The sequence below is a fragment of the Microcystis sp. LE19-131.1A genome (assembly GCF_027532015.1).
Taxonomy (GTDB): Bacteria; Cyanobacteriota; Cyanobacteriia; order Cyanobacteriales; family Microcystaceae; genus Microcystis; species Microcystis ichthyoblabe_A.
In genome coordinates this window covers 1-13,061 of record NZ_JAPZSS010000175.1, presented here as the reverse complement: position 1 = coordinate 13,061, position 13,061 = coordinate 1, and the positions used below count along the sequence as shown (strand labels likewise).

General features: G+C 42.5%; 10 protein-coding genes and 1 pseudogene. 3 read left to right on the top strand and 8 right to left on the bottom strand.

What is annotated here, in order from left to right; translation table 11 throughout:
- The first annotated feature begins 460 nt into the window (after positions 1-460).
- Positions 461-709 (top strand): type II toxin-antitoxin system RelE family toxin, encoded by a 249-nt coding sequence (locus O9323_RS13670; protein ID WP_002751000.1) that lies wholly within the window; start codon positions 461-463, stop codon positions 707-709.
- Positions 710-724: 15 nt separating this feature from the next.
- A complete protein-coding gene (locus tag O9323_RS13665; protein ID WP_002751002.1) occupies positions 725-925 on the top strand; it encodes a hypothetical protein in 201 nt (66 codons plus the stop codon).
- Here the strand turns inward: O9323_RS13665 and O9323_RS13660 are convergent.
- The 6 genes from O9323_RS13660 to O9323_RS13635 all read right to left on the bottom strand — a co-directional run bounded on the left by O9323_RS13660 (position 895) and on the right by O9323_RS13635 (position 10,234).
- The gene (locus tag O9323_RS13660; protein ID WP_002751004.1) at positions 895-1,254 is read right to left on the bottom strand and encodes a DNA cytosine methyltransferase; all 360 of its coding nucleotides are present in this window, start codon (positions 1,252-1,254) and stop codon (positions 895-897) included. The genes O9323_RS13665 and O9323_RS13660 overlap by 31 nt on opposite strands.
- Before the next feature lie 179 nt (positions 1,255-1,433).
- Positions 1,434-1,742: a type II toxin-antitoxin system Phd/YefM family antitoxin gene (locus tag O9323_RS13655; protein ID WP_002751005.1), complete on the bottom strand. Its 309-nt coding sequence runs from the start codon at positions 1,740-1,742 to the stop codon at positions 1,434-1,436.
- Positions 1,743-1,810: 68 nt separating this feature from the next.
- Complete coding sequence (gene gltB / locus O9323_RS13650) at positions 1,811-6,415, bottom strand: glutamate synthase large subunit (RefSeq protein WP_288125284.1); 4,605 nt, start codon at positions 6,413-6,415, stop codon at positions 1,811-1,813.
- Positions 6,416-6,715: 300 nt separating this feature from the next.
- Complete coding sequence (locus O9323_RS13645; RefSeq protein ID WP_272104403.1) at positions 6,716-7,603, bottom strand: succinate--CoA ligase subunit alpha; 888 nt, start codon at positions 7,601-7,603, stop codon at positions 6,716-6,718.
- Between the two features lie 168 nt (positions 7,604-7,771).
- On the bottom strand, positions 7,772-8,956 hold the full coding sequence (locus tag O9323_RS13640; protein WP_002778477.1) for an ATP-grasp domain-containing protein: 1,185 nt from the start codon (positions 8,954-8,956) through the stop codon (positions 7,772-7,774).
- 60 nt (positions 8,957-9,016) lie between these two features.
- Positions 9,017-10,234: a hypothetical protein gene (locus tag O9323_RS13635; protein WP_002751013.1), complete on the bottom strand. Its 1,218-nt coding sequence runs from the start codon at positions 10,232-10,234 to the stop codon at positions 9,017-9,019.
- Between the two features lie 947 nt (positions 10,235-11,181).
- Here O9323_RS13635 and O9323_RS13630 point away from each other — a divergent pair.
- Positions 11,182-11,856: a hypothetical protein gene (locus O9323_RS13630; RefSeq protein WP_002733841.1), complete on the top strand. Its 675-nt coding sequence runs from the start codon at positions 11,182-11,184 to the stop codon at positions 11,854-11,856.
- Positions 11,857-11,909: 53 nt separating this feature from the next.
- Here O9323_RS13630 and O9323_RS13625 read toward each other — a convergent pair whose 3' ends face one another.
- Complete coding sequence (locus O9323_RS13625; RefSeq protein ID WP_002733729.1) at positions 11,910-12,848, bottom strand: GDP-L-fucose synthase family protein; 939 nt, start codon at positions 12,846-12,848, stop codon at positions 11,910-11,912.
- 12 nt (positions 12,849-12,860) lie between these two features.
- Positions 12,861-13,061, bottom strand: a pseudogene (locus O9323_RS13620) (GDP-mannose 4,6-dehydratase); the annotation flags it as partial.

Sequence of the window (13,061 nt, the reverse complement as noted above, 5' to 3'; positions counted from 1 at the left end):
CTAGGTTCTGTGTGATAAGTTTAATTGACATAGGATCGATCGATCTTTGTGTCCTTTGTGTCTTTGTGGTTCGTTCCACCCCCTCGCTAGGAGAAATGTATCTTAGAATACATTTTACCCACCAAAGCTGGGAGAGCCGTCTATTTACATATTTTATGCTATTTAATCCTTATTTGGGCTGTTTTTGAACCCTCAAAGGCTCTTGTATGAGTGCATGGGTGTCTGTGCTAACCAAGAAGTTAATTTTGTCCTACTACTGCTTGTTCTAAGGCTCTGCCTTGGAACATAATATATAAGTGGGGTTTCCCCATCACTATAAGCTGTTTTATTTGAGCTTGATAGCCCACCTCAACCTGATTGAGGTACAATTAATAGATTTCTGGTAAAAGTCCTAAATCCCTCAATCCAAAATCCAAAATTAGAAATCTTCAATTTCTCTGATTTATGCAAGAGGTATAATGTGAAATATCAAATTCAATTCAAGCCTAAAGCTATCAAAGACTTAGAAAAACTTTCTTCTCAAGATCGGACTAGAATTATGGCTAAAATTGAAGCAATGAAGGATAATTTACAAGGAGATGTCAAGCAATTAAAGAATTTTACGCCTAATTATCGCTTAAGGGTGGGTAACTATCGAATTCTATTTGAGGTTGAAGAAATAACTTTAGTGATTTATCGTGTTAAACATCGACAAAATATCTACAATTAAATTAAGGAGAAAACAATGATTGAATTACATCCTGAATTCTTAATCAAAAATGGCAAAAAAGAATTTGCTGTTTTAACTTATGAGGAGTTTATGAAAATTAAAGAAATCTTAGAAGACTTAGAGGATTTGGAAGATTTAATACAAGCAAAAGAAGAAGAAAAAGATAGTCAAACTTATTCTCTAGATCAGGTTAAGAAGATGCTAAATATTGATTGATTGCTTGTATCTTGCTTTAATTTGACTATTTCGCAGATGTGAAAAAATAGAGTTCCCCTTGTATCTCTAAATCCAGCTCGTTTTCCAGAAATGCTAAAGGGTTGACAGGGAAATCCTGCTGTCAACACTTCAAAATCAGGGAGGTCGTGGATAGCAATTTTTCTAATATCTTGATCGGGAATTTCTTGAAAATTATTGAAATATACTTTTTGACAGTTTTCGTCTATTTCACAAGAATATACACAGTCATAACCAACGCTCTCGAAAGCTAATCTAAATCCTCCAATACCAGCAAAAAGATCGATAAATCTGAGTTTTTCGTTTGTCATTGCCAAATTATGACACCAAAGATAGCCAAAGTGAATATATCCTAAATTTTAGCAAATGTTCCGACTTATGCAGCGATAAAAACTGTAGTCTAAATAATTAAGGTTAATATGTCCCCATATAATCAATTTGGAGATACTAGATTAGGCATAATTGAGTAAAAACTCGCACAATTTCGGTTTCAGACTTCTGCGGCTTTTTCTTGCTCAATCTCGGTCTCCAATTCTTGACGTAATTCTTCTAGAGAAGTGGTGGCAGCTGTCTGAGATAATCTTTCTTGTGACCAATTTAAGGACTGAAAAAGTCGTTGAGCGTTAGCTGGAGAGCGCAAAAGATAAACTTCAGCAGCAATCAAGGCCACATCATGATGACCCTGACGTTGGACAATAACGATCGAGTTTCCCAGTTCTACTTGTTCTAAAACCTGAAGAAAATGTTCCTGTGCTTGGGTATAGCTAGTATAGGTGGTGGGGATGGGCAGCATAACCATTAATCAACTCCGCAGTCAAAAAATTAATCAATGGGTGCGTTAACCAAGAGTAACGCACCCCAAAGAAATTACACCGAAGTTAAGGTTTTCTCCGCGCTAATTTGCGCTTCGGGACTATCCGCTTCCGAGGGAGGGACCACTTGCCAGAATTGACCGAGATAGCTATCCCAATTAGCTAAAATTAACTTACCTTTGGGGCTATTAGTGCGTTCTACATGGGCCTCAATTAAAGATTTTAACTGTTCCGCACCGGCAGCCGTGGCAACCCGTTGAATCTTGACAATTTCGGGGTTAAGTTTCTCCGGTAGGGACGGATCAAGAATATAAGCTAATCCTCCCGTCATCCCGGCGCCGACGTTGCGACCGACGGAACCAAGCACGACAATTACCCCACCGGTCATATATTCACAGAGGTGATCCCCGGCCCCTTCGATAACCGCTTTCGCAGTGGAATTGCGGACAGCAAAGCGTTCACCAGCGCGACCATTAGCGTATAATACCCCACCGGTGGCCCCGTAGAGACAGGTATTACCGATAATAGCGTTATCTTCAGGCTGATAATTGGCGTTTTGGGGAGGTAAGATGACAATTTCGCCGCCGTAGATGCCTTTACCCACATAATCGTTAGCTTCTCCCTCTAAATGGAGATTGACACCGGGTAAATTAAATGCTCCGAAACTTTGACCAGCCGCACCCTGGAAATTGAGCTTAATTTCGCCTTCAAAGCCATCATTACCGTATTTTTGGGCAATTACCCCCGCAATTCTCGCCCCGACAGAGCGATCGGTATTGACAATCCTGTAGGTTTTGCTGACGGTTCCCTGTTGCTCGATCGCCTGTTTAATCTCGCTATCGGCTAGAATATCGTCATCGAGAACAGCACCGTTACTATGTACTTCCTCGTGCTGCAACCAAGAGCGATCGCTGCGGCCATCGGGTAAATTCAACAAACAATCGAGATTGAGGGATTCTGTCTTAGTTAAACGAGCATCGGAGCGCACTTTTAACAGATCTGCCTGGCCAATCACCTCATTTAAACTGTGATAGCCTAATTTCGCCAATAATTGCCGCGTTTCCTCGGCCACCAAAGTAAAGAAATTGACCACATGAGCGGGAATTCCTGGAAAACGAGTGCGGAGACGTTCCTGCTGGGTAGCGACTCCCACAGGGCAATTATTCGTGTGACAGACGCGGGCCATGATACACCCTTCGGCAATCATGGAAATGGAACCAAACCCGAATTCCTCCGCACCCATCACGGCAGCCATGAGGATATCCCAACCGGTTTTCAGTCCCCCATCTGCACGCAAAATCACCCGATGACGCAGTTGATTTTCCATTAACATCCGATGCACTTCCGTTACTCCCAATTCCCAGGGACTACCCGCGTGTTTGATCGAACTTAGGGGTGATGCACCTGTACCACCATCGTGGCCGGAAATCTGGATAATATCAGCGTTAGCTTTGGCAACTCCGGCCGCAATTGTGCCGATACCGATCTCGGCCACTAATTTGACGGAAACTTTGGCCCGGGGGTTAATTTGGTGTAAATCGTAGATTAATTGCGCTAAATCTTCGATCGAGTAGATATCGTGGTGAGGAGGGGGAGAAATCAAAGTTACTCCCGGTTTCGATCGCCGTAACATGGCAATATAGGAACTGACTTTTTTCCCGGGTAATTGACCTCCTTCTCCCGGTTTTGCTCCCTGGGCCATTTTAATCTCTAGCTGTTTTCCACTCATTAAGTATTCGGGAGTGACTCCAAAACGACCCGAAGCTATCTGTTTAATGGCAGAATTAGCCGTATCACCGTTTTTTAAGCCGTTTAGATGGGGCATGGTCACGGAATGTCCTTCTACATCCACATCGCTTAAGCTGGTGTAACGGATCGGATCTTCTCCCCCTTCTCCAGAATTGGACTTACCTCCGATGCGATTCATGGCGATCGCTAGGGTTTCGTGTGCTTCCCGGCCCAAGGCACCGAGGGACATTCCCCCTGTGCAGAAGCGTTGCAGGATACTTTCGATCGATTCTACTTCTTCGATGGCAATTGAAGCTCGATCGCTGTTAAATTCTAATAAATCGCGTAAAGCGGTGACAGGTCTTTGCTGCAAGATTTGACGATAGGTTTCGTAATGGTCATATCCTTCACCTTGGGAGTGAGCAGCCACGGCTTTATGGAGTGCTTTCGCCATTTCCGGGGAATTCATGTGGTATTCTCCCCCCGGACGGTAGTTGACAAAACCGTAGTTTTCTAGTTTTTTAGCGGTAAGATTGGGGAAAGCTTTACTGTGGAATGCGATCGCTTCTTGGGCCACCTCAGCAATGCTTAAACCCCCGACGCGACTGGTAGTACCGTTAAAAGCTAGTTTAACTAAATCTGCCGATAATCCGATCGCCTCAAAAATTTGCGCCCCATGGTAGGAAGATAGGAGAGAAATACCCATTTTCGAGAGGATTTTCAGTAATCCTGCTTCTACGGATTTGCGGTAATTAATTAGGGCTTTTTCGAGGCTAATAGCTTCTAATTTGCCGTTTTCCATCAATTTCTGGGTTTTTGGCTCGATCCACCACTGGGCGATCGTTTCTAGGGCCAGATAGGGACAGACTGCGGAAGCGCCATAACCAATTAGACAAGCGAAGTGATGGGTACTCCAACATTGGGCCGTGTCGATCACGATCGAAGCTTTTAAACGCAAGTGTGAGCGAATCAGGTGATGATGGACGGCACCAACAGCTAATAAAGGGGGAATATAGCTAGTTTTTTCGTCAATAGAAGCAGTCCTGTCACTGAGAATTAAAATTTCTGCTCCCGATGCTACTTTCTTGGCGGCCTCAGCGCACAAATTAGCGATCGCGGTTTCTAATCCCCCCGGTCCGGTGGTCAGATCATAAAGGGTAGAAAGTTCGGCTGTTTTGTAGCTAGAGGTTTTAACTTTGACTAATTCCGCATTATTGAGCAGAGGAGAGTCTAATTTCAGTAAATGTGCGTCATCAACCCCTAATTTAAGGATATTGCCCCGTCGTCCTAGATACATAGTCAAGGACATGACTAAACTTTCGCGTAAAGGATCGATGGGGGGGTTAGTAACTTGGGCAAAACGTTGTTTAAAGTAATCGTAGAGAAGATGGGGTTTACTGGAGAGGACTGCTAGGGGAGTGTCATCACCCATACAGAAAGTCGGTTCTTTTCCCTGTTCTGCCATGGGGACGATAATCATATCCACATCTTCGGCAGTATAACCGAAAGCGGTTTGCAGGGGAAGGAGATTACTAGGGGTGGGAATGTCTATCGCTGTTTCTTTGTCAATCAAGGTGCGTTGGGATTTCACCCATTCACCGTAGGGATTAGAGCGGGCAATTTCCTGTTTAATCGGCCAATTACGCTTAATTTCGCCTTTTTCTAGGTCCACCGCGATCATTTGACCGGGGCCGAGACGACCTTTTTCCATAATGGTGGTTTCATCGAGGGGAATAGTTCCCGCTTCCGAGGAAACGACGATATAACCGTTGTTAGTAATGCTATAACGGGCCGGTCGCAAACCGTTGCGGTCCAAACAAGCGCCGACGATTCCCCCGTCACTGAAGACCAGTAAAGCTGGACCGTCCCAGGGTTCCTGTAAACCGCTATAGTATTCGTAGAAGTCGATAATTTCGGGATAATTCTGTAAATCCGGCTGATTATTGTAGGCCTCCGGCACTAGGATCATAGCCGCTTCTAGGGGACTGCGGCCGGTTCTCACCAATAATTCTAGGGCGCTATCGAGGTTATAGGAGTCGCTGTTAGCGGGGTTAACAATGGGAGTCAGGGATTGTAATTCTTCGTGGGTCCAACCTTCCGTTTCTAAAGCGGGTTCCCGGGCCGACATCCAGTTAATATTGCCCAAAAGGGTGTTAATTTCGCCGTTATGACCCAATAAACGCATCGGTTGAGCGAGAGGCCATTTCGGTTGGGTATTGGTGCTAAAACGTCGGTGATAAATAGCGAATTGACTGCTATAGGCGGGATTTTGCAGGTCTAGATAGAATTCTCGCAGGATTTCGCCCCGTACCATCCCTTTATAGACAATGGTGCGACAGGAAAAGGAACAGAAATAGAAATCATCGGCCAGTTGCTTACCGACTTCAGAACGGGCAATATAGAGTAGGCGATCGAATTGAGAACCAGCTAAATCGGGGGAAGTAACCAGAATTTGCTCGACGTAGGGTTGATTTTCCCTTGCTTGTCTTCCGAGGACTTGGGGACGGACGGGAACAGCACGCCAACCTAAAATCTTAATATTATATTTATTGACAATTTCCTCGATGTGTGCTTTAGCGTCGGCTCGTTCTTGGGCCGCTTGGGGAAGAAAGACCATACCCACCCCTAGTCGCTCAGATTCTGGCATATTTAAGCCATTTTCGGCGAACCAAGGAGCGAGGACATCTCTGGGGATAGCGGTCATCATACCAGAACCGTCCCCGGAATCCTGATCGGCGCTGCAGCCTCCCCGGTGTTCCAAACAACCTAAGGCTAAAAGGGCCTGTTCAATTAGTTGATGGCTGCCGGAACCGCGCACATCGGCAATAAAACCGACTCCGCAAGCGTCCCGTTCCTCTACGAGCCATGGGGGACCCCAATAGGGATCGATTTGGTGTATATTGTCGGTTTTTAGGTTATTTTGTTGCGCCATAGAAGTTATCCTTAGGGTCGTTGTCTAGAAGGGTGGGATAGTTGGTCTGCTGAAAGGGTCAATCTAGAATAGAATTTTTTTTGATCTTGCCGTTTCGATTGTCGCTGATTTTTCCTAATTTTTGCCTGTTGCCGTCTTTATCTTGGCCGGTCTGAGGAATCACAGGTGATCTACCATGATATAGTAGCTCTCAGGAATTGTCATCGAAAATCCCCTGGATGGGGTGAAACATCCTGTTAGGTGCTTATTTTGACGGAATATTGTCTGATTATAAATATTATTGGAGCAATGGGGTCAAATTCAGGACAAGACTTTAGCTAAAGAGGCAGGTAAATCGGCTAATTTTTCTACCACTGTCACCCCAGCTTCTTGAAAATGACGTAAGCTATCTTTTCTGGTATTCTTAGCGGCAACAGAGTAGGAAAGTTGGTTAGAAATAATTGTTTCTGTATCGCCGAAATTGGTTTCAATCGCTGCATTTAACCCGACAAGATAGGCAATCACTGGTTTTTCAATTGCCGAGGCAATATATTTGGCCGCCTCGATTTCGGCCTTTCCTCCCACCTGACTGACGAGGAGAATTGCCTCGGTATTGTCATCTTCCTCAAAAACCTGCAACCATTGGGACAAATTGGAGCCAATAATGCCGTCAGTCCCCAAATTTACCGCCATAGATTCACCATAACCGGCTGCTGTTAAAGTTTTCGCCACTTCATCCCCTATGCGATCGCCGCGGGTGATCAGACCGATTGTCCCCGATTCATAAAAATTCGGTTCACAAATACCCAACCAAAGATAATTGGGAATAATCACACCCTGGCTGCCGGGGCCGAGAATTAATGTTCCGGTGGTACTAGCTATCTTTAATAATTCCACCAGGTCCAAGGGGGGAACTCCGGGGGTGACGATAATTAATTGGGGAATTGCTGCTGCGATCGCTTCTAAGGCCGCATCTAGGACTTGATTGGGGGGGACTAAAATTAAACTGGTCTTGATTTCTCCGGCTTCAGCAACGGCCTCAGCCACTAGATCAAACACTGGTATCTCTGCGATTATCTCACCACCGTGGCCACTAGCCACCCCCGCTACTAAACAGGTTCCCTGAGCTTTCAATCGTGCCGCATAATATTTGCCTAGGGGTCGATCGATCCCTTGCATAATTATCTGATCTTTATCTGTCCATTTCATATATTAAGTGTTGGGAGTTGTTTCAGTAATCAGTAAACAATAATCAGTAAACAGTAAACAGTAATCAGTGAACAGTAATCCGCTTCTGAAGGCAAGAGTCAAAGGTTTTAGATTCGTCCCTTGTGAACTGAAAACTCACATCTGATAACTGATAACTGATCACTGATTCTAGGCTAATTTAATGGCTGCAGTGACCACCTCTTCTAAAGACTCTAACCAATGAAAGTTAACATCAGCTAAACTCTGACTGAGATCGATCGCTTTGCTGTCAGCTAGGACGCGAAAAATTATTTGTGGTAGGGTGGGATTGAGAAAAGATCGGGGTTCCAAGGTTTGTCTTTCCTGTCGGGTGGCCCGGATCGTTCGTTCACCACTGCCCCGGCTGGGTGATAATGGGCTATAACTGCGGTAGTAATTGCTAATAGTCTCGATCGCTTTTTGGCCAAAGTCGGGATAACTGACAATATCAACGATAACCACTTTTAAATCGGCCAATAGTTGGAATTGTTGCAGACCGGCCTCTATTTGCTCGTTTAATTGCTCTAATTCTAGTCTTTCCTCCAGTATAAGCCAGGCTGCTAGTTTTGCCCCTTTGCCTGCCAAGGCATCCCAGACAGTGGACATCAAACCCTGGCCATTACTGATCACGGCTATTTGGCCGGTTTGATCAATTATCGACCAAGGGGATTGTAATTGGGGAGGGGTCAGGGCCAGAAGATCGAGATGTCTAGCTAAAGCGGCATCATTAACACTTATTTTGCCATCTAGGGCCATCACTTCCCCAGTTTCGTTGATACCCAGGGGATTAATCTCGATAATATCGAGATCTTTGCTGACAAAGAGACTATACATTTTTTCGAGAATTTGACTGATAGACTCGATCAAAGACCCTCTTAAACCCATAGATACGGCTAATTGCCGACAGAGATAGGGGGAAAATCTCTCTTCAATGACCACTTTTTGCATGGTTGCCAGTAAACTGTCCACATCCATCCCCCCTTGACTCGCACCGAGTAAAACCGGTCTTTGCAGATGATAATCGAGTAAAATGGCTAAAAATATCTCCTGTTGCGGATTATACCTGGCTTCTGCTAAGATTACCTCTGGATATTCTCCGGCGATCGGTAAATGAAAGATAGCATGGGCAGCAGCGATCGCATCGATAGTATTAGCGACAAATTTTACTCCTCCTGCTTTTCCCCGTCCTCCCGCTCGTACCTGGGACTTTAGCACGACCGGATAGGGAATGTTTAATCTTTTTAGTCCCCCCGGTTCGTGGATTGGTTGGGAAGGTAAAATGGGGATGCCGACTTGAGCAAATATTTCCTTGGCTTGGTATTCGAGTAAATCCATAATTGATTAGTTGATAAAGTGGCGGTTCTCTCTTTGCTCGTTTCGGTAGCTTGGGGACTATTAACTATCATAAGTTTGTGCAGTACCACAATGATAACAATAAGGTAAATTTTTATAAGTTAACTCATGGCAATGATGACATTCTACATATTGATAATAACCGCAATGGGGACAATGAGCATCTTGATTTTTAATCGTTTTAGCGCAGTTAATACATTGTGATTTTTGTACTCGTTTTGCTGCTTGAGACTTGGTATTAAAAACAAACTTTTGCAAAAATTTAATAACAGCAAAACCGAACAAAGGGATTAACAGAATATAAACATATTGAACTAAAAATACTAAACCTCCAAAGATAGCACCGATAATATCAAAAATGAATTGTGCAATAATACCAATTTGCAAAAATTCAAAAGCTTTGAAAATTAAAGGAATGAAGAAAATAACTAATAAATGCCAACTAATTAACGCTATTAAACCATAGCCGCGACTTTGGGCATACTGATTCACTAATAACGCAATAATTATTAATGGTGCTAAAAATAAAACCTGAAAACCTAATTGAATGCTAGGATACCAAAAAGACGCATTTTTATAACCAGCTTCCACATCATTAAATTTACTTTCATTTCTCATGAAAGCAAGTAAATTTTGACTCGATGGTTTTTGTAGTAGTTCATTTTTTAGCTTAACAATTTCTTCTTTGATTTTTGATATTTTTTTATTATTTTCCTCTAGTTTCTGTTTTGCCTCTTCCGCTTTTACCCAGTTTATCGAATTGTTGGCAGACTGTCCAGCAATTTTCTCTAATAGGGTAGAATCATATTGACTTCTAATAATTCTATTATTATTTTCTAGTATATTAATATTATCTTGTTTTGTTTGTATTTTACTTAATAAAGTTTTATTTTCTTTATTATTTAACTTATTTTTAATATCAGCATATTGCAAACAAATTGGAGAAACTTTACCTAAATGTCCTATTTCTTCATCTTGATAATTATTTTTATAATCAACTAAAAAAGTTGTAATTAAATCATAATCTCTATCTGGACTATTATTTTTCTTGTAACTTTGCCATGCGCTGTAACAAGGATATACTTGTTGGGGGCTTAAATGCCACCTACTAATATCATCTAATCCTGTAAAAACATTAACTAAGATGAAAATATCAACAATTATTATTACCAATAAACTTACTTTATTTAATGGTTTATCATTAATCCTTCTTGATCTCCTGAAAAACTGATTCCACAAATTATTAAGTTTAGTAAACATAATCTACTCCTAAGTACAGGACAAAAAGGATGATATTTGGAAACTTCCCGCGCTCTCCCCTATGAAGATTATTTTAGCAACAGCATCCGGTTCGCGGGTGATGGGGGAGAATATTTTTGGCTTACTTGATCGCAAAACTTAAAGTTAATTGTGTCATTATGGGGTTAGAGGCGAGACTTTTTTAGCTATCCACCTCTGTGAGTCTAGCAATCTTTCACTCTCTCTATTTCTATCTTTAGTTGGCTTATTTCTCATCTTTCTGAGGTAGGGTGGCCGATGTGTGATTTGGCTCATAGGCATTGGGGGTGGTTCGGGTTTATGAGCAAGGTTATCTACAAGAGGAGCTTATGGATAAATTTATTGGTTTGAGTATGCTGATTTTTGGGTTTGTAATGATGGCCTTTAATCCAGCAGTTGGGGTGCTAGTGGCTCTTTTTGGGTTGATCGTGACTTGGAATAGCGAGAGAACTGTTTCTGTTCGATCACAGGACAGGGATAGGGTTCCTTGTCCTCATTGTGCTGAGTTAATTCAACCGAAAGCGAAGGTGTGCCGTTTCTGTGGGGCCAGGTTTAGATGACCCCTTGTCCTGAGTTTGGGATCGGTGGCAACCCGATCAGAGGTTTCTTCAGTTTTTTGTCACAATTGTTACATTTTTTCACAGATTCTAATTCGATCGGGTGATTTTTTTTGATAGGATTGAACCTATAATCCTATCATAAATAGTTCTTGTTCTCCATTAACCGTGCCAAACTAAGAACTGCGGACAAATCAAGAGTTTTGGCGTTCCAATAGACCAAATAAACTAATAACTGGCAATTACTCGAAAATCTCAGTCATTTTTTTGCTAAAATTCTCCTTTTTCCCACATTTTCTTGCTTGGAAACAAACTTTTTCCCGCTTTCGTCTCTGTCTTTAATTCGCTCCCACTAGGAAACTCAAGGGTAAGATGCTAAATTTTCAAAAGCAGGGTCGTCATCATCCTCTGACCCTATTAACAATGCTTTTAAGTGCTTCTTTCGTTGTGGTCTCCCTTTCCTTGACTCCTGCGATCGCACGTCAATTCGCCCCGATTAACCAGATTAAACCGATTCCTTTGGGGAATGATCGATTAATTCCTGCTGGCACAGATATCCCTGTAAAATACGAGCAGGGGGAAAAAATTCTTTTAACCAAACAAGAAACTTTTTCTTTATCACTGACCGTAACCGATAATATTAAGAACTCCCAAGGACAGACAATTATTCCCGATGGTAGTCAGATTATCGGAGAAATTAAACCCGATGGTCAAGGTTCCCGTTTTCTATCCCAAAAAATCTTTTTAAAAACCCGTCAACCCCAAGAAAAATCTATTGATGCTATTTCGGCAGTTTTCACCCGTCTAGAAAGGCTAATTAAGGGAGTTAACCCCGATAAAATTATTCAGGGTGCAGTATTAGGAAAATCCGCCGCTTCTGTCCTCGCTTCCTTTACTTCTGACCAACCGGTTAGCGAGATTATACGAGGAGGAGGATTAGAAGTATTAGCCGGTTGGTTATTACGAGGAGAATCGGTGGAATTATTGTCAATTAACCCCAAAGAAGATTTAAAATTAACCCTTCGTTCTGATTTTACCGGTCAGTAAGCTTAAAAGAATCTGGTGTGTTAGTTATTAATCTAACACACCAGCTATCGAGACTAGGCGGCGTTTTGCCGATACCATTCAATGGTTTTTTGCAAACCTTCTTTAAATTCCATTTGAGCAACAAAACCGAATTTTTCCTGAGCGCGGGTTGTATCTAAACAGCGTCGCGGTTGACCATTCGGTTTATCTATTTCCCAAACAATTTCGCCATCAAAACCCATTAAATCACAGATTAATTCCACTAAATCTTTGATAGAAATCTCATAATTTGTACCAAGATTAACCGGGTCTGATTCATTATAGAATTGACTGGCCATGACAATGCCTCGCGCTGCATCGGTGGAGTAGAGAAACTCCCGGGTTGGACTACCATCTCCCCAGACAGGAAGTTGTTTATCCCCCCGTTGTTGTGCCTCATAAACCTTGCGAATTAAAGCAGGAATTACATGGGAACTACCCGGATCAAAATTATCCTCCGGCCCGTATAAATTCACCGGTAAAAGATAAATTCCGTTGAAACCATACTGCAAACGATAGGACTCTAATTGTACCAATAAAGCCTTTTTAGCGATACCATAAGGCGCATTGGTTTCTTCGGGATATCCTGACCATAAATCGTCTTCACGGAAAGGTACTGGAGTAAATTTTGGATAGGCACAAATTGTCCCCACACAGACAAATTTTTGCACTCCTGCTAGATAGGCAGCGTGAATTAATTGGGTTCCCATCATCAAATTATCATAGAATAATTCGGCGGGTTTTTCCCGATTAAGACCGATACCTCCCACATGGGCCGCCAAATGGATAATTAAATCTTCTTCGTTGGCTAAACGTTGACAGTTTTCCCAAACTCTTAAATCACAATCTTTAGACCGAGGAATTGTAATTTTTTCGGGATTTGCCCCTGCTGCAATTAATTGATTAACTACTTGCCGACCTAAAAATCCGGCCCCCCCGGTGACGACGATTCTTTGTTCGCTTAAATTCAGCATATTTTCACCTCTTTAATCCACAGTTGTCATCGAACGATTGCGAAGATAAGCCAGCTCTTTTAATAACTGTTGGCTATCACCACCGTTATTAAGATTAATCCCCAAAGCCGCTAAATCCGCATCTACCATTAATTTTACCAGTCCCTCGAACGTCACCGACGGCTGCCAACCTAATTTCTCTCTGGCTTTTGTAGAATCTCCTATCAATAAATC